This is a genomic window from Acinetobacter sp. YH12040 (assembly GCF_013420005.1).
Classification (GTDB): Bacteria; Pseudomonadota; Gammaproteobacteria; order Pseudomonadales; family Moraxellaceae; genus Acinetobacter; species Acinetobacter amyesii.
In genome coordinates, this window is the sequence record NZ_VOZB01000007.1 from 114,421 (window position 1) to 135,181 (window position 20,761).

The window sequence follows — 20,761 nt, forward strand, 5'->3', positions numbered from 1 at the left end:
TCACGGCATGTTGTTTTTAAAAGCATTATTTCCAATGTTTCAGCTTGCTGGTTTGTCCAATCCCCACATTAAAGCTATTAGTCGGATCCAGCTTTTGATAATGATTTTTTAATGCAGGCTTGGCCACATACAAATGCCCAACATTGTGTTCTGCAGGATATTCAGCGCCACGGTCATCGAGTAAATGCCACATTGCATGTTCCATTGCCAAAGGATCTACACCTTTTTTCACAATATAATCTTGATGAAAAACATGACAGAGAAAATGTCCATAATAAAGTTTATGGATAATTTGCTCATCCATGGCTTTCGGCAAAGTTTCCACCCATTCACGATCATTGCGACGTAATGCAATATCCAGTGCAACAATGTCTTCCACTTCTGAACGATGCGTATCACGATAACGAATGGCAGCTCCTGCCACCGCAAAACGATGTAAAAATGCCTTACGACCTTCTTCATCCGTACATTTAAAATAATTGCCTGAGGTTTTATCTAAAAAATACGTTTTCAAATACGCATCAACTTGATCAACATCCTGATTTTCAATACGAATCATCAAATGATGTTCATATAAATCACGAAATTCATTCATACGTTTTGGCAGATGATTCGGCATAAATTTAGTGACGAGTTGTAAAACTTTATCCGATAAACCTTGCAAACCCAGTTTTTCTAAATAGCCATCGACTTTATCTTTCATGGCAAAAGCAGCAGGAACTTTTGCGGTGCCGAATTTTTCAATAAATACAAAAGAATCTTTACCGTATTCAGCCCCAATATCGTATGCCACGCGATGAATGTACTCACCCGCAATCGGGAGGCGTGCAAGATCTTTTAATAGAAAACGACGAATTTCTGTTAAATCATCTTGCGAATTGGTTCCCACATAAAACACCTGACTAGGAATTTTTTCAAAGGTATCTAAACGTACTGCAAAGACGCAGACCTTACCTGCTGAACCCGATGCTTCAAATAGTCGACTCGGATCTGCATTAAAACGTGCAGGTGTATTTTCATCGACTTGTTTAACGTCATGCGAGTAGCGTTGATCTGATGCACAGCAACTTGAATTATTCACAATGTCATTGATTTGATAATTTTTATTTTCCAGCGCTGTGAGGATTTCTTCAGGCGTATTGCCAAGATTGACACCTAGATGATTGACCAACTCTAACTCACCTGACTCATTCACTTTTGCATACAGTGCAAGCTCTGTATAGGCAGGACCGCGGCGTACCAAAGCACCCCCTGAGTTATTGCATACGCCGCCCAAAACCGATGCCCCAATACACGAAGAACCAATCACCGAATGAGGTTCACGATTATATGGCAGCAAATCTTTTTCAAGTTTGTCTAATGTCGCACCCGGTAGACAAATCACTTGCTTGCCTTCATTAATCACTTGGATGCCAACCAAACGACGAGTACTTATCAGCACCACAGGACGGTCATAGTCATCACCAAAAGGCGTTGAACCACCTGTCAAACCGGTATTGGCGGCTTGCATAATCACAATACAATTTGCATCCACAGCCGCTTGCAACACATGCCATTGCTCAAGCAAAGAGCCCGGTGTAACCACAGCCAATACTTTTCCTGCACCGTAACGGCGACCTTGGCGGTATAAACGTGTGTCTTTATCTTCAGTTAAAACGTGTTGCTTACCGACGATGTTGATGAGGTTTTGAATGGTTTGTAATGATTGAGTTTGCATGCTCGTAGAATTTTCCATTTTCATTATTTTCTCTCCTCGCTAAAGAGGAATTGCATTGTTGTGCAATAAAAAAATATTGATTTAAATAATTTAAACAACGTAGGTTTATTTGCACATATCAAAAGTTTTTAGTCATTGTTATTAAAATCTATAATGAACATCCCTTCTCCCTTTGGGATGAGTAGCAATGCTACACAAGAGGGTTAGGAGAATTAATCAATAAATACCTCTCCCTAACCCTCTCCTACAAGGAGAGGGAACTTTCATTTTTTAATTTTTTTTGATGACGAATAACTTTCCCAAGAGATCTATTCAAAAAATCACCCAGCCAACTCTTTCTCTAACTTCACCAAACAATCAGATGTAATATCCGCAATGGTTTTTGCACCAGTTAAGGTCATCGCAACACGCATTTCTTTATCAATCAGTTCTAGAAGATTGGAAACACCCTCACCACCTGCTGCACCGAGTGCATAAACAAATGCGCGACCGAGCATACAGGTATCTGCACCCAAAGCCAGCATACGCACCACATCTAAACCATTTCGAATACCTGAGTCAGCAAGAATTTTAATATCGCCTTTTACTGCATCTGCAATTGGCGGTAATGCACGCGCTGATGATAAAACCCCATCGAGCTGACGGCCACCATGGTTTGACACCACAATGCCATCTGCACCAAAACGCACTGCATCTTTGGCATCTTCGGGGTCAAGTATGCCTTTAATGACCATCGGGCCATCCCAAAATTCACGAATCCACTCAAGGTCTTTCCATGAAATTGATGGGTCAAAGTTATTGCCCAACCAGCCGATATAATCTTCCAAACCTGTTGGTTTGCCCAAGTATTTTGAAATATTCCCTAAGTCATGCGGACGACCTAATAAACCCACATTCCACGCCCAGTGTGGGTGGAAACACGACTGCATATAACGGCGCATGGTTGCATTTGGCCCGCTCATCCCTGAGTGCGCATCACGGTAACGCGCGCCCGGAACAGGCATATCCACGGTAAACACTAAAGTTGAACAGCCTGCAGCTTTGGCACGTTCTAAGGCATTTTTCATAAAGCCGCGGTCACGTAGCACATATAACTGAAACCACATGGGACGCTGAATCGCTGGCGCCACCTCTTCAATAGGACATACTGAAACGGTAGACAGCGTAAATGGAATGCCCTTTTTATCTGCGGCTACTGCTGCTTGAACTTCGCCGCGGCGTGCATACATTCCTGTTAAACCCACAGGTGATAAAGCCACAGGCATCGATAAGGTTTCATTAAACAGTTGGGTTTCTAGACTCAGCTGTGACATGTCATTCAGCACACGTTGACGCAACGCTATTTTTGATAAATCTTCTACATTACGCTTTAAGGTATATTCGGCATACGCCCCGCCATCGATGTAATGAAATAAAAATGGCGGTAAACGACGACGTGCCGCTTCACGGTAGTCATTGGCAGAAGAAATAATCATGCTTATATCCTGTTTAATCGACTGGCACGCTGACGTCGAGCTTCTTCTTCATCAATCATACGCACCTGTTGTACTACAAACTCAATGTGTCCACAGACTGCTTTACGTGCAGCTTCAGGATCACGACGTTCAATTGCATTCATGACTTGAAAGTGCTGATCATGCAATTGATCAAATCGGTGTGCTTCGCTATAAACTTTTCGACGACCTAAAACGACATTAAATTGCAACAGATCAAATAGACCACGCATCATCTGAATCAACACTAAATTATGTGATGCTTCAGCAATTGCTAAATGAAATTTGGCATCTGCACGCGCTGCTTCATCGTCATTGCCTAAAGCCTGAAAATGATTGATCTGATCATAATAATGTCGGATATGTGCCAAGTCCTCTGCTGTAGCACGTTGTGCCGCATACCATGCGGTACCACCTTCCAAAATAATGCGCGCCTCTTGCACATCAAAACGGTAGGCAGGGTCTTCACTAATCAAACTGCTGATGGGCTGCACAATTTGATAACTCGACCAAGTCGCTGGTAATTGCTTTAAAAAAGTCCCCGCACCGACTTTACTGACCAACACGCCCATGCTGGTCAATTGTGAAATCGCTTCGCGTAAAGAGGTGCGTGAGACGCCTAGTTGTTCACACAGTTTCCGTTCAGCAGGCAGACGATCTCCAACTTGCATATTGCTTTCTTCAATCAATACACGAAGACTTTGAACAGTTTTATCAGAGACTTTCATCTGCTTTCCTTAACGTTGTTATACAATGCGTGTTATGGAATCATCCAAGGGAACACATAAGCTTGTAGGGTGATTAAAATCCCCATCATGATTGTGAACGTTATACTGTGTTTTACGGTAAAACGGAATAAATCAGACTCTTTACCTACCAAGCCAACTGCCGCACATGCAATTGCAATGGACTGGGGTGAAATCATTTTTCCAGTCACACCACCACTGGTATTGGCAGCAACGAGTAATACTTCTGGCACACCAATTTGCTGTGCAGTGGTTGCCTGTAATGCAGCAAATAGTGCATTGGCTGACGTATCTGAACCCGTGAGGAAGACACCAAGCCATCCTAAAAATGGTGAGAAGAAGGTAAAGGCTTGACCTGTATGCGCAAGTGCTAATGCCAATGTTGCTGACATCCCTGAATAGTTGGCGATAAATGCAAAAGCCAAGACCATTCCAATCGAATAAATTGGAATTTTTAATTCATTAATAGTTTCACCAAAGGTCACAATCGCTTCTTTCGGCTTCATTTTTAAGAAAATAATGGTAATGATCGCAGCAATGACAATTGCCGTACCTGTTGCCGAAAACCAATCAAATTTATAGATAGCATCATAGTCCTTCATTTCAGGTACGACTGGCGGCATCTTTTGAACTAATTGGTGTAAGAATGGCACTTTGATCGAAATAACCATGTCATGCAGCGCGCCATCTTTGGTAAATAAATCCTTAAACGGTTTAATACTCCAGATCGTAACCATCACCGTTAAGATCGCAAATGGCGACCACGCTTTTGCAATTTGACCCAAGCTATATTTTTGCTGTTTTTGTGCAGCAACATCTTCACTCATCGTCGCATCTTGATCTGCAAAGCGGAAAATATGTTTAGGCTGCCAATATTTAAATAAAATCGTTAATGACACTAAAGAGGCAATCGCCGCGGTAATATCTGGTAATTCAGGACCGACAAAGTTCGAGGTTAGATACTGTGCAATCGCAAAGCTACTCGCGCCAACCACAACTGCAGGCCAAGTTTCCTTCACACCGCGCCAGCCATCCATAATCGCCATAATCCAAAACAGTACAATCGGTACCATAAATGGCAGCTGTCGACCAACCATCTGACTGATTTCCATCGTATCAACACCAGACACTTGCCCAGCAACGATAATTGGAATACCCATCGCACCGAAAGCCACTGGCGCTGTATTTACGATCAGACAAAGACCTGCCGCATATAAAGGCTTAAAGCCTAAACCTACCAATAGTGCTGCGGTAATCGCCACAGGGGCACCAAATCCCGCCGCACCTTCTAGGAAAGTACCGAAAGCAAAGCCAACTAACAGCATCTGTAAACGTTGATCTTCAGTAATCGAAAGAATCGAAGAACGGATGATGTCAAACTGCCCTGTTTTGACAGAGATTTTATACAGGAACACCGCACCAATAATGATCCATGCAATCGGCCATAAACCGTAGAAGAAACCGTAGACCATCGAAGCCAATGCCATAAGCGCAGGCATGTCATAGGCAAATAAAGACACCAAAAGTGCCAGTACAACGGTGATCGTACCTGCCACACTGCCTTTTAAACGAAATACAGCAAGCGCCAAGAAAAAAAAGATAATCGGAATGAGCGCAATTAAACTTGATATCCATATATTCCCCATTGGGTCATATATTTGCTGCCATTGAAGCATTGTCATCTCCTTGAAATGCTTACTAAGATTTAATTATTGAGCAATATCAGCATGTGGTCTTTTTTCATTGGTATGACCAATATAAAAATCAAAGACATAAAAACTCATACTATTGCTGAAATACTCTGCAATTTTTAAATATTTCAACTCAATCATTCAAGCTTTTCTTATTTTTGGTATGACCAATACTCAATGCGAAAACGTTATTTTCCAGTTTGAATTTTTAACAACAATTTTTTAAATATCTGTTTTATAATTATTATTTATGAATAAATTCTATAAAATATACTTTAGTCTAATAACCAAGCTTTTTTTGACCTGAGTCTCATTTCAATGAAAAGTATAAAAACCAAATCAACACAATATTGGTATGACCATTAATTCAAATCAAATAGATTTCTTTATATTTACATCCTATTTCTTTCAGAAAACGTATTTTCCACCCGCAAAAACTAGATGAAGTATTCAACAATAGATTTCAACGATCATTTTTTTTCCAACTCATCGCTTGTATCTCATGATTTTTTAGAAAAACCGTGCAGAAAAGTGCTACAATCATGCACATATATGTATTCTTTCAGGCCACCCATTCTCGGTGCCTATATTTATATCGTTAGGATTAACAATGACTGATAATGCAACTATCTTGCAGAATGTCCCAGTTGGCAAAAAAGTTGGTATTGCCTTCTCTGGTGGTCTAGATACTTCAGCTGCGCTTTTGTGGATGAAACAAAAAGGTGCGGAACCTTATGCTTACACAGCAAACTTAGGTCAACCTGATGAAGACGACTACGATGCGATTCCAAAAAAAGCGGAAGCGTATGGCGCAGTTAAAGCTCGCTTAGTTGATTGTCGTTTACAACTTGCTTTAGAAGGTATTGCGGCTATTCAATGTGGCGCTTTCCACATTTCAACTGGTGGTATGCCTTATTTCAACACGACTCCTCTTGGTCGTGCAGTTACAGGTACGATGCTTGTAACCGCAATGAAAGAAGATGACGTAAACATCTGGGGTGACGGTTCGACTTATAAAGGTAACGACATTGAACGTTTCTATCGTTATGGTCTGTTGACTAACCCATCGCTAAAAATTTACAAACCTTGGTTAGACCAAACTTTCATTGACGAGCTAGGTGGCCGTGCAGAAATGTCACAGTTCCTGATCGACAATGGTTTTGACTACAAAATGTCAAAAGAGAAAGCGTACTCAACTGACTCAAACATGTTAGGTGCGACTCACGAAGCAAAAGATCTTGAATACCTTAATGCGGGTATCAAAATCGTAGACCCAATCATGGGCGTTGCGTTCTGGAAAGATGACGTAGAAGTAAAAGCTGAAGAAGTTTCTGTAACTTTCGAAGAAGGCTTCCCTGTTGCATTAAATGGCAAACGCATCGAAAACCCAGTTGAGTTCATTCTTGAAGCTAACCGTATCGGTGGTCGTCACGGTCTAGGTATGTCTGACCAAATCGAAAACCGTATCATTGAAGCAAAATCTCGTGGTATCTACGAAGCTCCGGGTATGGCGCTTCTTCACATCGCTTATGAGCGTCTTGTGACTGGTATTCATAACGAAGACACCATCGAACAATACCGTATTAACGGTCTGCGTTTAGGTCGTCTTCTTTACCAAGGTCGTTGGTTCGATTCTCAATCATTAATGCTTCGTGAAACTGCGCAGCGTTGGGTTGCTAAAGCAATCACTGGTACTGTGACTTTAGAACTTCGTCGTGGTAATGACTACACTATTCTAAACACTGAATCTCCTAACCTCACTTATGAAGCTGAGCGTTTAACTATGGAGAAAGGTGACTCTATGTTTAGTCCTGCTGACCGTATCGGTCAATTGACTATGCGTAACCTCGATATCACAGATACTCGCGCTAAATTAGGCATCTACACAAACTCTGGCTTACTTGCAGTAGGTACAGGTTCTGCAGTGCCTCAATTAAAAGACAAAAACAAATAAGATTTGTTGAGTCAAAAAAACCGCGCATTTTGCGCGGTTTTTTATTGCCGATTTCAGAGAAGTTCTCAATGTTATTAAACATTAAGCCACATGTGCTGAACGAATCGACTGATAGTAAATTTGATTCCGGCCTAATTGTTTCGCACGATACAACGCCTGATCGGCAATATTTAACAATTCATCCTTCGTCATATTTTCAGCACGATATACCGTAATACCCAAACTAATAGTGACGTGATTTGAAACCTGTGATTTGGCATGTGGAATTTCTAAACGATCGATTGCTTTATAAATATTTGACGCTACCGCATAAGCACCATGTGCATCTGTTTCTGGCAATAAAACCACAAATTCTTCACCACCATATCGCGCTACAAAATCCATATGTCGAATGGCATTTTTAATGGTTTTGGCAATGGTTGAAATTACATCATCGCCTTTTTGATGACCGTAGAAATCGTTATAGTTTTTAAAATGATCAACATCGATAAATAGCACAGCAAGCGAGGTGTTATTACGTCGAGATTGCTCATAAAAGGTATCAAGCATTTCATCAAAAGTACGTCGGTTTGAAATCTTGGTTAATTCATCATGCTGACTTAAATGTAAAAGCTCTGTGGTATGAATACGATGGATTTTTTCACTAATATCCGCGCGCAGCATATTCAAAAATATCATCCGTTCACGCGCACAGAGCATCTTACTGATTGCAAAACCCAATACACAGCTTCCAATCAGTACACGCCCCAACACCATCACATCAAATTTCACTTCTAATGAAAAAAGCATCAACATGGTGACCACAGCAGCCAACAATCCAGACATCAACATTTGGACTGGTTTAACCCCCGTCAAAATATAGCTCAAGATGTAAATCATACAAAGGATCATCATGGCCTGATGTTTAAGTGCTTCGGTATACACGGTCATGGTGAGCCAAGACATTGAAATAACAGCCCAAAACACTACAAACATACTGGCATGTGAAAAATAAGGCTTCAGACGGTCATAACGGGCAAAGGTATATAAAGCCAAAAGACACAGCGCACCATTGAGCTGACCGACCAAACAACGAATAAAATCATGCACAAAATGCTGTTGATCAATAATCCAGTAATCTCCGGGAATGATCAGCATCGTGAGCACAAAGTAGATCAACACTCCCATCCAAAAAAAATGACGTATGTTGGTTTGCGCACGATCGAGGCTTAAAGTCCAAAATTGAGTTTCCAGTTTTTTAGGAAACATTTCCCCTACACGACGAGTTTGCCGTGTAATCAGTTCCTCTATTTTTTCTTTATCGTATTGCAACTTTGCAAGGTTATACTTGTATTCCATTTCCAAGCATTTATCTAATTCTTTTAGTCATTTAAAAATACCACAGTTTTATTCTTTATTTATATCTGTTCAGTCATTTGTACAGAAATCTCGTTACCATTTTCACATTATTTGCATTATCATTTGTTTTATTTCCAAGCTTGGAATCGCTGTGAATACGATTACTCTTCTTCAGCCAGATGATTGGCATGCACATTTACGTGACGGTCTAGCCCTAAAGCGTACAGTTCCTGATTTAGCACAACAATTCTCTCGCGCGATTTGTATGCCAAACACCGTACCACCGGTAAAAACCGTTGAAGAAGCAAATGCATACCGTGAACGTATCATGGCACATGTTCCTGAAGGCGTTCATTTTGACCCGCGCATGGTGCTCTATTTCACAGACAACACCCCAGCGAGTGAAGTTAAAAAAATTAAAGAATCTGAGCATGTTAATGCCATTAAGCTCTATCCAGCAGGTGCAACCACGAACTCAGACAGTGGTGTCAGCGACATTAGTAAAGTCTATGGTGTGATTGAGCAACTCGAAGAACACCAAGTGCCGTTACTGTTACATGGTGAAGTGACACATAACCATGTGGATATTTTTGACCGTGAAAAACGTTTCCTTGATGAAGTGCTTTCTCCACTGTTAAAACAGTTCCCTAAATTAAAATTGGTGCTAGAACACATCACTACTAGTGAAGCTGCGCATTTTGTATTAGAACAAGACCGTAATGTGGCTGCGACAATCACACCGCAACACCTATTATTTAACCGTAATGACATGTTGGTGGGTGGCATTAAACCGCATTTCTATTGCTTACCGATTTTAAAACGCCAAACCCATCAGCAAACTTTGCTCGAAGTTGCGACCAGTGCAAACCCTAAATTTTTCTTAGGTACAGACAGTGCGCCGCACTCAAAAAATGCTAAAGAAAATGCATGTGGCTGTGCAGGATGTTATAGTGCACCAACAGCAATTGAGCTATACGCTCAAGCATTTGATCAAGTCGGTAAAATCGACCGTTTAGAAGGTTTTGCAAGCCACTTTGGTGCAGACTTCTACGGACTCCCTCGAAATACCAATACCATTACCTTGGTAAAAGAAGATCAAGTGATCCCTGAAAGTTTAGACTATTTGGATGGCGAAAAAATTATTCCGTTGTATGCGGGTAAGACCATCCAATGGAGAAAAGTGTGACAGATGAAACTCGACCAGTCATTGGTCAACGTTTCCGTGGATTCCTACCTGTTGTTGTCGATGTCGAAACAGCAGGTTTTAATTCACAGACCGATGCCTTACTGGAAATTGCAGCTATTCCTATTGTGTATGATGCAGAAGGTAATTTTGTACCGGGTGAAGCCCACCATGCACATATCAATCCGTTTGAAGGTGCCAACCTTGACCGTCGCTCACTGGATTTTATTGGTGTAGATCCATTTAATCCGATGCGTATGGCCATGGCTGAAGATGAAAAATCAGCATTAAAGCGTATCTTCAAAGCAGTAAATGAAGTACGTCGTCAACAAAACTGCACTCATGCTGTTTTAGTTGGTCACAATGCACATTTTGATTTAGGGTTTGTACAGGCAGCTATTGCACGTACAGGAACAAAAAATCAAAATCCTTTCCATAGTTTTTCCGTATTCGATACAGTGACTTTGAGCGCTGTAATGTTTGGACAAACTGTGCTGGCAAAATCATGTATTCAAGCTGGTATTGAGTTTGATGGCAAAGAAGCACATTCTGCACTTTACGATACTCAGAAGACCGCTGAACTGTTCTGTTATATTTTGAACAAACTCGGCCCTCACCTACTTGACACTATGATGGCGGATCAATAAGATACCGCCATCTTCTAAACGTCCCTATCGTCTAGAGGCCTAGGACATCGCCCTTTCACGGCGGTAACCGGGGTTCGAATCCCCGTAGGGACGCCAATACTTCTTATCAAGCTTTTTCTTTTTTCTAATATTCATAACGAATGAATATTCTTAAATCATCACTATTTCTATCTTAATTCTCATTGACTGAATTTCTGTGTATTAAAAAAACATTTATTGCAAATAATTCTCATTTCTATTGATTATTCCTGTAAAGTTAATGATAATCGCTATCGTTTTTATCTGCATAATTGTTGACAGCCATGCGCTTTGCCTATTCTCCCCTTAATATCGCAATTTTGACTGCTTTAGCATCTCAAACGTATGCAAATGAAAGCCAGATCTCCGAAGAAATCAAAACCAATACGGTGTCGATGACACCTATTGAGGTTGAAGTCAAAGCCAAGCAAGAAGTAGGTAAAACCGCCTACACCAAAGAAGATTTAGAAAAAACACCGAATAGCTCAAAAAATATCACAGACTTTTTAAAAGTTAATCCAAATGTGCAGTTTAGCCGTGAACAACGTTCTGCAGACTCACAGGCTGAGCTACGACCATCCGAGATTTCTATTAATGGCGCGCAAACTTACCGAAATAAATTTGTAATTAACGGCGTCAATACCACCAATAACCTTGACCCTCTGGCAAGTGGCGACTCCTATTCAGGCAAACTAGATGGTGGCTCACAAGGGATGGCCCTAAATACCGATTTAATTTGTAAATTAGAATTGATCGATAGTAATGTTTCTGCAGCATACGGCGAATTTACAGGTGGTGTAGTTAATGCTGAAACTTGTGCCCCAAATACTGAAATTGGCAAAATCCACGGCTCCCTTACTTACGACTACACGGAAAGTGATTGGTCACGTTATCATTTTACCGATGAAGAAGAAGCTGCAGAGTTTGAAGATCCAACCTCATCAAATAATAAAGAATATAAAAAACACGGCCTAAGCCTGAATCTATACAGCAAACTCTCTGAACAATGGGGCATCAATAGTTATGCCTCTAAACGTGAATCCATCGTTCCAGTAATGAGTGGTTTAGAAGATCGCAGTAAAGTCAAAAGCGAGCGTAATAATATCAACTTAGGGACTACCCTTTTTTACACACCTTCGGACACAATCAAAGCGAAGTTTGGCTTTGATTTAGGGGATTTGGACAGTCTAAATTTCGTTGATAAGCGAATAAATTCAAAAAGTATTAGCAATACAGAAACGCTGACATTTTTTGGTGAATTAGAAAGTAAACTCAATAATTCAACATTAAAACAAAATATTAGCTATCAAACGCTAAGCCAAGCACGTGAAAATGATTCAACTACCGGCATTCTTTGGAAGCAAACACCAACTAAAAACTGGAGTTCCAATCCTGGTGAAGGTGCCACAAGTAGTGAAATTGAATTACATCAAGATACATTTTCGTATAGTCTAAAAAATGCGTTTGATACCATTCAGATTGGCAACAGCATGCAACAATTAAGCTTTGGTATGGGCTATGACTATTCTAAAGTTGCATGGGAACGGCCTAACGATGCCTATATGTATAATCAGCCTAAGACTTTTACATCTAGTTCAGGCATTAGCTGTACGGCAGGTGATATTCTTTGTGATGAAGCAACGGATGAAAATAACTATCAAGGCCAATATCAAACAAATGGCAAGTATTATCAAAAAGGTAAAGTTAATATTGACCAACAACGTGTGCATACCTTCATTGAAAACACATCGACTTGGGATAATTTTTCAGCGCGTTTAGGTTTACGTGCAGATTATGATAGCTTATCGAAAAATTTAAATATTGCACCTCGTACTGCCTTTAACTATAAACCGCTAAAAAATGATCTTCTGTCCTTCACTACGGGATGGAATCGATATTATGCAAACTATACCTTAGCCACTGAACTGCAAGATCAACTTGCATTTTTGGAATACAATTTAAAACGCACAAAAAATCAAACTGAAGATTATTGGACTCAAACTGGGTTATCAGATTTAATATTAGCTAATTCCAATGTTCAACGTGCCAATTTAAAGACCCCTTATGCTGACGAAATTGTGTTTGCCATTAATAGCCAAGTTAAAAACTGGAACCTTGGTCTGAAATGGGTGAATCGCGATAGCAAAGATGAAATCACAAAAAATCGTTTTATTGATCCAACCACCAGCAATACCATCGATCATTTTGAATATAGTAATAGTGGTAAAGCAAAAGCTGACATTTACACACTCACACTCAGAAATACGCTGCCAGTCGTATATAAAAACTCTCTGCACGGGTTTAACTTTGGCTTTGATTACACTGAATCAGAAAAAAATTATTTAGACTATTCTGAGTCATATAACGTTAACAGTAATACGGCTGCTGAAGATCGCGATATTATCTTTAACGGCAGCCTCATCCAATTTAATGAACGTCCTGTTGAAAATTTCAATCAGCCTTGGACTGCTCGTTTTGGTTGGGACATTGAGTTTTCAAATTTACCATTAAAGATTAATAACTTCTTAAGCTACAAATCTGAATATAAAGATACGTATAAACTAAAAAACAAAGTTGAACATGATGGTGTCCTGTTGGAAGCCTATGCTACAGATACGATTAGACCTCGATTTAGTTGGGATATGCGTACCACTTATGATTTCAATTTCGCTAAAGATTACAAAGCAATATTCGGTTTAACCATTAACAATATTACCAATCGACATAATATCTATACCACCCCAGGTATTAGTGAGTCGACCAACAGACTTAGATCTGAAATTGGGCGACAGTTCATTGCTGATGTCACATTTAAATTTTAAACTTCCCCTATCAAGAGCGCCTAAAAATGCTCTTGATTCATTTTCAAATAGAATAAAACATGAAAAAAATAATCTTACTCTTTGGCCTGTGCATAGTATGTCTCGGTATCTTCATCTACATTTTTAGACCCGAAGCCAGCCTACCGACAAATCCTTCAAATACTGTTGAGCATGATGCCAATCAGACAAATCAAACAGCATTGAATGATGACCAAGAATCTTTTATTCCCAAAACCAACGATCGTGACACTCAAATACAAGCGAAAAAACCCAAAAAATTGAGCGAAGAAGCAATACAGTATTATCGAACAGCAACCAAATACGGTTGGGAGTCAATCGTTCGTGATTTTGAAAATGGAACCATTCTAAAAAGTAAAATGCCTAAAGGGGAAAAAGAAAAACTTTGCGAAATTGCACTGAGTCTAAGTACTGTCGATCAAACCAAACGCTTATTTAAAGCAAATTGCAAACCACTCAATGGCCGTTCATCCTCTATGATTATTAATGGCGCATTAACCAATGCAGAAGGCAAAATAGATCAAAACGAAATCATTGAAAAATTAAAATTCTACAAATCGGAAAATGTTTTACAAACTCACGTTACGTATAAATTTGGCCCGTATGAAGAAAAAAGCTCTTTGCAATCTAACGCAATTGGTTGGGGACTAGAAGACGTTTCTGATTATTTGCTGAGTATTGGTGTCGATTACACGGGCGTGGATGGTAATTTAATTTTAGACAATATCAAAGGCCGTAACCCTTCTGTGAGTTTGGTTCAAAAACTACTGAATGCAGGAATCGAGCCCAATAGTAGCGTCTATAAACAAATAGAACAGAATGACTTTTCCACCATACATCCTGACGTTTACAATTTATTAAAAACACATAAACCATGAAAAACATCGTTATTACCAGCTGCCTGCTAATGAGTATGCATTGCTTTGCAAATGCTCCAGTGCCACAAAATCACGCTACCAATGCACCATCAGTGAAAAACATTCACGACTTTAAAAAGATCAAAGGGATGACAAATGATGCATCTCGTTATTATAAATTTATAAACATATATGGTTGGTCAGCCATAGTGCAGGAATTTGAAAATAAAAATATTCAAAGCAGTAAAATGAAAAATAAAGAAGTTAAAAAAATGTGTGACACAGCGCATCTTATACTTCCACTTCAAGATATCAAGCGACTGATTGCTGCTGATTGCAAACCCAGCTCAAACGATGTCACTTTTAATACCATCAATAGGACTTTAAAAAATGGCGATGGTTCTATTAATGAACAAGAAATTATTGCCAAGTTAGAATTTTATAATGCATTAGGATTATTAAAAACACATCAAACATACGGCCGTGGCTATCGTGCAGAAACATATAATTTACTCTACAAAGCTGCCGGTTTTGGTTTGCCTGATGTTTTTGATTATCTCCTGAATATCGGACTCACAGTAAAATATACCGATGGTAACTTACTGAATACACATTTTGATGGTCGCTCCCCTCAACTCGCTTTAACCCAAAAAATTTTAAAACTGGGTGTCGAGCCAAATGCTTCAACCATCACAATCATGCAACAACGGAACTTTAAACAACACTACCCCGACATTTACCAAGTCATCCTGTCTAATCTAGAACAGAAAAACCGTAAACTTTAATTAATTACAGTCTGACTGGTTTTGTTTATACTTCGGCTTGATCTATTTTGATGTAAGAATACCCTATGTTTAAAAAGTTGCTCTTGGTTTTAGCCATCTTATTTCCATCTGCACTCTATCTGTATATTGTGAGCCGCGATGACAACAAAGCCCCTGTAGCTGAACAAATTCAAGTACCTGCAACTTCCGAAGCCGAGTATCAAACTCCTGACCATTAATCCAATGGTCAGTGCTAAAGATTTAAATTTTAGATCAGTATTATCACATTATAAGAAAAATTCGATTTATCAATCATTTCACTGCATTCAATCATAAAATATACCTTTCGTTCAATTTTCATTTCACTATGCAATCTCCCTCTGAACCTTCGCAACACTCGTCTGCTGAAGGTAAAAGTCCATCGCTTAAACGTGCGATGACGACTCGACACCTTGTGATGCTCTCACTTGGTGGTGCAATTGGTACTGGTTTGTTTATGGGTTCAGGTGAAGTTATTTCACAAGCTGGGCCTTTGGGCGCTGTACTTGCCTACATTATTGGCGGTTTGATTGCCTACATGGTCATGCTCTGTTTGGGTGAACTTGCCGTACATTTACCTGTTTCTGGCTCTTTTGGTGCTTTTGCGACAAATTATATTGGCCCGGGTACCGGCTATATGGTGTCTTGGATGTACTGGTTGGGCTGGTCTGCCACCTTAGGTACAGAATTTACTGCGGCGGCTATTTTGATGCAGGAATGGTTTCCACAAACCTCTATTTGGTTATGGACACTGATCTTTGCAGCTGGCGTACTGATCTCTAATCTAAGTTCTACACGTGCGTTTGCAGAGTCAGAATTTTGGTTATCAATGGTGAAAGTTGCAACAGTGTTGATTTTCATCATCCTTGGTTTTGCCTGCATCTTTGGTTTCGTACCTTTCCAAGGCTATGAATCAGCTCCAATGTTCCACAATTTGACAGAACATGGTTGGCTGCCAAATGGTTTGTTCCCTCTGTTTGCCACGCTATTGATCGTGAACTTTGCCTTTAATGGTACGGAGATGATTGGTATCGCTGCAGGTGAAACTGAAAACCCTGAAAAGAATGTGCCTAAAGCCATTCATGCTGCGGTATGGCGCTTAATCATTTTCTTTGTCGGCACTATTATCGTTATCAGTTCACTGTTGACCTATACCGATGCAGGTTTAAATGTCGGTGGACATGGCGGCTTAAGTAGCAGTCCATTCGTTTCCGTATTTAACCTGATGGGCATTCCCTATGCAGAAGACTTGATTCGTTTTGTCATTATTACGGCTTTACTGTCTACAGCTAACTCTGGTTTATATGCTGCATCGCGTATGATGTGGGCGCTGTCTGCACAAAAACAATTACCACGTGCTTTCGGCAAATTAAGCAAAACTGGTGTGCCTTATATTGCTGTATTGGTCACTATGATCGGTGGTTTACCGGGTCTATTGTCAGAACAATTTGGCGCAGATGTCATCTTCAAGAACTTGATGGGGGTTGCCGCTTTCACCATGGTGATCGTCTGGATGAGTATTTGTTGGAGTCAATTTAACTTCCGTCGCCAATGGCTGAAACAAGGTCATAGCGTGTCAGAACTTAAATTCCGTACACCATGGTTCCCGCTGGTTCCAATTCTTGGCTTTGTCTGCTGTACCGCAACAGGTTTAAGTATGGCTGCAGATCCTGAAATGCTTTCAGGCTTTATTGGCTGTCTGATCTTTATGGCGGCGTGTTATGCAGGTTATTATTGGTTATATCACGATAAATAAAATAGTTAAGGTGGCTCATTAGCCACCTTTTTTTATGAAACTATTTCTCTTCCCTATGAGAGAAAAATTAGGGTTCCCATATAAATTCAAAAATGATTTGTGGGAGCAGTTTAATCCACAAAAACCACTGTACAAATTATAATTTAAGGAAATCGTTCAACTGCTTTTCGTTAATGAATTTTTATTCTCGCTCAACACCAAGATATAATCCCATACTTTCAACTCTAATGAGTCCTTTTCGGATTTTGCCCCCTTAGAAACATTAGCTAAAAGACACGCAGCTACTATTGCTAGAAATATTTGGATAGATACTCTCAAACTTGTATTAGATATTAATTCAACAAAAGTAAAGTTAAAAACTATTAATGAAAGTGGCAAAAGCACCCGACTTGAATTCATCTGTTTTTTAAATTCAGGAAAATCACGATTAATAACCAATAAATTTTGTTTGTCTTTACTCCACAACATTGGCTCAAAACATACATCCAATTTTTTTTCTAATTTTTCAAGTTCTACATCATCACTAGACAACTGATATCTTCGAACCTTTAAGATTAAATATAATTTAAAAAAGCTCTGGATATCTAAAAAATAATGAGAATTATCTAAAGATTTAAGGTGATTATACGTAATTCTACTTTCCCCATCTAAATCCCTAAATAAAAGTTCATCAATAATTCTTTCAAACTCTGATTTACTAATATACGAAGAAAAATTATTTGTATAAATTTCAAACCAATGCAAATAATTCAATAAAACTATATAGAATCTTTCATGGACTTTGCCCACATTAAATTGATTGATTTCAAATAAAATTCCAGAAATAAACTCATTAAAATTATTTTTCATTAAAAAAATTCTGTTTTTGTTTCATTTATATACATTTAGAATATAACAATGAAACTCTATTTTGACAAATATAGATGGGCTATGTACTATACACCCACCTCAAAACGTCCCTATCGTCTAGAGGCCTAGGACATCGCCCTTTCACGGCGGTAACCGGGGTTCGAATCCCCGTAGGGACGCCAATTCTTCTGTCAGCTCTGACAAACTTAAAGTTTATTTATCTATAATTTATATTAATTGATTGCATCATCATTGCATTCTTCTCTACAATTACTCGCTTCATTATTTGATTCTCCTTTTTCTCTATGCAGTCATCACATTCTCCGAATGATGCTTCGCATCAGGGCAATTCTGCGCCGTTAAAACGCGCTATGAGTACTCGACATCTGGTGATGATTTCGCTTGGCGGCGCAATCGGTACTGGTTTATTTCTTGGTTCGGGTGAAGTCATTGCACAAACGGGGCCTGTAGGTGCCATTATTTCGTATTTTTTAGGCGGTATTATCGCCTATATGGTGATGCTTTGCTTAGGCGAGCTCGCGGTACATATGCCAGAATCTGGTTCATTTGGCGCTTATGCTAAACGCTATATCGGACCGGGTACGGGTTATACCATCACTTGGCTGTATTGGCTAACATGGTCAGTAACGCTAGGAACTGAATTTACTGCTGCTGCACTTTTAATGCAGGAATGGTTCCCAGACAGCTCTATGTGGATGTGGACCTTAATCTTTGGTGCTTTTGTATTCTGCTTGAATATGATTTCAACCAAATGGTTTGCTGAATCTGAATTTTGGCTAGCCTTAGTCAAAGTGATTACCGTTGTTGCCTTTATTATTTTGGGTCTATTGGCCATTTTTGGTGTTTTAGGCTATCGAGGCTATGAAGCTGCACCGCTGTTTAGCAATCTCACTGCACAAGGTTGGTTCCCTGAAGGCTTGTTCCCAATCTTCGCTACAATGTTGATTGTTAACTTCGCATTCTCTGGTACTGAGCTGATTGGTGTTGCTGCGGGTGAAACCAAAGATCCTGCGAAAAATGTACCTAAAGCCATCAACACGGCGATTTTCCGCTTATTGATTTTCTTTGTAGGTACCATTGTTGTTATTACTGCATTATTGCCACACCAAGAAGCCGGCTTATCTGCCGAAGGTGTAAGTAGTTCACCTTTCGTAACGGTATTCCAGCACATTGGTATTCCTTATGCAGAAGACATCATCCGCTTTGTGATTATCACGGCTCTTCTTTCTGCTGCAAACTCAGGTTTATTTGCTGCATCTCGAATGATGTGGTCATTGTCCTATAGTAAGCAATTACCTGCGGTGTTCTCTAAAGTGAACTCACGTGGTATTCCTTATGTTGCAGTAATTGTGACCATGATCGGTGGTATGCCGGGCTTACTTTCTGAACAATTCGCTCCAGAAACCATCTTCAAAAACTTGTTAGGTGTCGCGGCATTTACCATGGTGGTGGTATGGATGAGTATTTGTTTAAGCCAATTCAACTTCCGCCGTCAGTGGTATAAAGAAGGTAAAACTGCAAAAGATTTAGCTTTTGCTGCACCACTCTTCCCAATTGTGCCGATACTCGGTTTTGTATTCTGTCTTATTACCTGTATTAGTATGGTATTTGACCCAGAAATGTTAACTGGCTTTATCTGCTGTATGATCTTCATTGTGGCGTGTTATATCAGCTACTACACCTTGTATCACAACAAAGATTGATCTGCGTTGTCATACCAAACACGATAAAAGAGTAACTTCGGTTGCTCTTTTTTTATGGCTATATTTTAATAAAAGTAGAATAAAAACTGGTCCGTCGATGAGGTGCAATATGCAGATCATCTTTATCCATGGCATGAATCAACAGCAACAAACTGCACGTTCACTCGAACAGCATTGGCTTGCACTGTTGTCTCAAGGCTTAAAGCAAAGCCATCAAGAGACTTTTTTATCGTATATACAGCACCATATGCGCATGCCTTTTTATGGGGACTTACTCACGCGTTATCACTTGCAGAATATGCTTCAGGACAGCACCTTGACACCTCAAACGTGGCCACATTTTCCGTTTATCCATCGCACTGAACTCCCAGAAAAATCACCAAAAGTACTTGAGCATCACGCTGTACAAAATAATCTACCTGACATCACCCTCAATGATGCTATTGGATTAAGCCAATCATTCAAATCGATCACTGCACTTGGCAAAGATCTTGCCCTACGCGATTTTGCAGTTTTAATGAATTATTTCCCAAAATTACATGCCACACTTTTGCATAAATTTTTGGTCGAAACTTATCTCTATTTATCCAATCCACACTTTATTCAGGCAGTTCATACTCGTCTGCATGAGCAATTACATCAAACGAAACCCACCCTGTTGATTGCACATTCGCTAGGTAGCGTGATTGCGTATCATTTTTTACTGTTACATCCTGAACTCAACATACAGCGCTTTATTACCTTGGGCTCACCTTTGGCTTTTCGTGTCATCCAAGCCCACTTACCTCAGCCTTTACAGCGACCTGATGCAATTTCAGGTGATTGGTTAAACTTTTATTCACATGATGATTTTCTCAGCGCTTTTCCACTGAGTCAGGCACCATTTGATTTTCAACCCGCCATTATTAACCAGCAAATTCAGACATCGATTGAACACCCACACGATATTGCTGGATATTTAACGCATCCAGAAGTTATTGCTACAATCTTACAAGTGTTGAAAAAATCGACATAAATAATGTATTTTTCAAACATTTTTAGCAAATTGTTTTAATTTTATGCACTCAACAACAAAAACTGAATTTATTTATAGAAAAGCGTTTGACACCCCCCGATTTTCACCCTAATATACGCCCACCTCTGAA

Annotated in this window: 16 protein-coding genes and 2 tRNA genes; 12 read left to right on the forward strand and 6 right to left on the reverse strand. The window is 39.7% G+C overall.

The annotated features are described in order from the left end of the window. Positions 1-25 precede the first annotated feature (25 nt). The 4 genes from dld to lldP form a co-directional block, all read right to left on the reverse strand. A complete protein-coding gene (dld, locus tag FTT99_RS09870; protein ID WP_180131039.1) occupies positions 26-1,717 on the reverse strand; it encodes a D-lactate dehydrogenase in 1,692 nt (563 codons plus the stop codon). 320 nt (positions 1,718-2,037) lie between these two features. Continuing rightward, positions 2,038-3,192, reverse strand: a complete 1,155-nt coding sequence (gene lldD / locus FTT99_RS09875) for an FMN-dependent L-lactate dehydrogenase LldD (RefSeq protein WP_180131000.1) — start codon at positions 3,190-3,192, stop codon at positions 2,038-2,040. Positions 3,193-3,194: 2 nt separating this feature from the next. After that, entirely contained in the window at positions 3,195-3,938 is a 744-nt protein-coding gene (gene lldR, locus FTT99_RS09880) for a transcriptional regulator LldR (RefSeq protein WP_078189144.1), read from the reverse strand. 32 nt (positions 3,939-3,970) lie between these two features. Next, positions 3,971-5,638, reverse strand: coding sequence for an L-lactate permease (gene lldP / locus FTT99_RS09885; protein ID WP_171263757.1), 1,668 nt, complete (start codon positions 5,636-5,638; stop codon positions 3,971-3,973). A 619-nt stretch (positions 5,639-6,257) separates the two neighbouring features. On the opposite strand from lldP, the gene argG reads away from it, so the two are divergent. After that, positions 6,258-7,601: an argininosuccinate synthase gene (gene argG, locus FTT99_RS09890; RefSeq protein WP_078189146.1), complete on the forward strand. Its 1,344-nt coding sequence runs from the start codon at positions 6,258-6,260 to the stop codon at positions 7,599-7,601. Positions 7,602-7,682: 81 nt separating this feature from the next. On the opposite strand, the gene FTT99_RS09895 is transcribed toward argG, so the two are convergent. Next, positions 7,683-8,939, reverse strand: a complete 1,257-nt coding sequence (locus FTT99_RS09895; protein ID WP_180130997.1) for a diguanylate cyclase — start codon at positions 8,937-8,939, stop codon at positions 7,683-7,685. A gap of 151 nt (positions 8,940-9,090) precedes the next feature. On the opposite strand from FTT99_RS09895, the gene pyrC reads away from it, so the two are divergent. From pyrC to FTT99_RS09935, 8 genes are all read left to right on the forward strand, one after another. Continuing rightward, on the forward strand, positions 9,091-10,125 hold the full coding sequence (pyrC, locus tag FTT99_RS09900) for a dihydroorotase (RefSeq protein ID WP_111885770.1): 1,035 nt from the start codon (positions 9,091-9,093) through the stop codon (positions 10,123-10,125). Next, a complete protein-coding gene (rnt, locus tag FTT99_RS09905) occupies positions 10,110-10,769 on the forward strand; it encodes a ribonuclease T (RefSeq protein WP_078189149.1) in 660 nt (219 codons plus the stop codon). Before pyrC ends, rnt begins: the two co-directional genes overlap by 16 nt. Before the next feature lie 20 nt (positions 10,770-10,789). Continuing rightward, positions 10,790-10,865, forward strand: a tRNA-Glu gene (locus FTT99_RS09910). Between the two features lie 206 nt (positions 10,866-11,071). Then, entirely contained in the window at positions 11,072-13,609 is a 2,538-nt protein-coding gene (locus FTT99_RS09915; RefSeq protein WP_180130994.1) for a TonB-dependent receptor plug domain-containing protein, read from the forward strand. A 59-nt stretch (positions 13,610-13,668) separates the two neighbouring features. Next, positions 13,669-14,505: a hypothetical protein gene (locus tag FTT99_RS09920; RefSeq protein ID WP_180130991.1), complete on the forward strand. Its 837-nt coding sequence runs from the start codon at positions 13,669-13,671 to the stop codon at positions 14,503-14,505. Beyond that, a complete protein-coding gene (locus FTT99_RS09925; protein ID WP_180161427.1) occupies positions 14,502-15,269 on the forward strand; it encodes a hypothetical protein in 768 nt (255 codons plus the stop codon). Before FTT99_RS09920 ends, FTT99_RS09925 begins: the two co-directional genes overlap by 4 nt. A 65-nt stretch (positions 15,270-15,334) precedes the next feature. Continuing rightward, a complete protein-coding gene (locus FTT99_RS09930) occupies positions 15,335-15,487 on the forward strand; it encodes a hypothetical protein (RefSeq protein WP_180085821.1) in 153 nt (50 codons plus the stop codon). A gap of 128 nt (positions 15,488-15,615) precedes the next feature. Beyond that, positions 15,616-17,043 (forward strand): amino acid permease, encoded by a 1,428-nt coding sequence (locus tag FTT99_RS09935; protein ID WP_078192919.1) that lies wholly within the window; start codon positions 15,616-15,618, stop codon positions 17,041-17,043. 156 nt (positions 17,044-17,199) lie between these two features. On the opposite strand, the gene FTT99_RS09940 is transcribed toward FTT99_RS09935, so the two are convergent. Continuing rightward, on the reverse strand, positions 17,200-17,892 hold the full coding sequence (locus FTT99_RS09940) for a hypothetical protein (protein WP_180130986.1): 693 nt from the start codon (positions 17,890-17,892) through the stop codon (positions 17,200-17,202). Positions 17,893-17,998: 106 nt separating this feature from the next. Here FTT99_RS09940 and FTT99_RS09945 point away from each other — a divergent pair. The 3 genes from FTT99_RS09945 (at position 17,999) to FTT99_RS09955 (ending at position 20,631) form a co-directional block, all read left to right on the forward strand. After that, a tRNA-Glu gene (locus tag FTT99_RS09945) sits at positions 17,999-18,074 on the forward strand. Between the two features lie 123 nt (positions 18,075-18,197). After that, positions 18,198-19,616 (forward strand): amino acid permease, encoded by a 1,419-nt coding sequence (locus FTT99_RS09950; RefSeq protein WP_078189154.1) that lies wholly within the window; start codon positions 18,198-18,200, stop codon positions 19,614-19,616. A gap of 109 nt (positions 19,617-19,725) precedes the next feature. Then, positions 19,726-20,631 carry an alpha/beta fold hydrolase gene (locus FTT99_RS09955; RefSeq protein WP_180130983.1) on the forward strand — a complete coding sequence of 302 codons (906 nt, stop codon included), beginning with the start codon at positions 19,726-19,728 and terminating at the stop codon, positions 20,629-20,631. Positions 20,632-20,761 lie beyond the last annotated feature (130 nt).

Excerpts from the sequence above, each read along its gene's own strand:
- dld (WP_180131039.1), bottom strand. The coding sequence starts at position 1,717 with ATGCAAACTCAATCATTACAAACCATTCAAAACCTCATCAACATCGTC.
- lldD (WP_180131000.1), bottom strand. The coding sequence starts at position 3,192 with ATGATTATTTCTTCTGCCAATGACTACCGTGAAGCGGCACGTCGTCGT.
- lldR (WP_078189144.1), bottom strand. The coding sequence starts at position 3,938 with ATGAAAGTCTCTGATAAAACTGTTCAAAGTCTTCGTGTATTGATTGAA.
- lldP (WP_171263757.1), bottom strand. The coding sequence starts at position 5,638 with ATGACAATGCTTCAATGGCAGCAAATATATGACCCAATGGGGAATATA.
- argG (WP_078189146.1), top strand. The coding sequence starts at position 6,258 with ATGACTGATAATGCAACTATCTTGCAGAATGTCCCAGTTGGCAAAAAA.
- FTT99_RS09895 (WP_180130997.1), bottom strand. The coding sequence starts at position 8,939 with ATGGAATACAAGTATAACCTTGCAAAGTTGCAATACGATAAAGAAAAA.
- rnt (WP_078189149.1), top strand. The coding sequence starts at position 10,110 with ATGGAGAAAAGTGTGACAGATGAAACTCGACCAGTCATTGGTCAACGT.
- FTT99_RS09915 (WP_180130994.1), top strand. The coding sequence starts at position 11,072 with ATGCGCTTTGCCTATTCTCCCCTTAATATCGCAATTTTGACTGCTTTA.
- FTT99_RS09920 (WP_180130991.1), top strand. The coding sequence starts at position 13,669 with ATGAAAAAAATAATCTTACTCTTTGGCCTGTGCATAGTATGTCTCGGT.
- FTT99_RS09925 (WP_180161427.1), top strand. The coding sequence starts at position 14,502 with ATGAAAAACATCGTTATTACCAGCTGCCTGCTAATGAGTATGCATTGC.
- FTT99_RS09930 (WP_180085821.1), top strand. The coding sequence starts at position 15,335 with ATGTTTAAAAAGTTGCTCTTGGTTTTAGCCATCTTATTTCCATCTGCA.
- FTT99_RS09935 (WP_078192919.1), top strand. The coding sequence starts at position 15,616 with ATGCAATCTCCCTCTGAACCTTCGCAACACTCGTCTGCTGAAGGTAAA.
- FTT99_RS09940 (WP_180130986.1), bottom strand. The coding sequence starts at position 17,892 with ATGAAAAATAATTTTAATGAGTTTATTTCTGGAATTTTATTTGAAATC.
- FTT99_RS09950 (WP_078189154.1), top strand. The coding sequence starts at position 18,198 with ATGCAGTCATCACATTCTCCGAATGATGCTTCGCATCAGGGCAATTCT.
- FTT99_RS09955 (WP_180130983.1), top strand. The coding sequence starts at position 19,726 with ATGCAGATCATCTTTATCCATGGCATGAATCAACAGCAACAAACTGCA.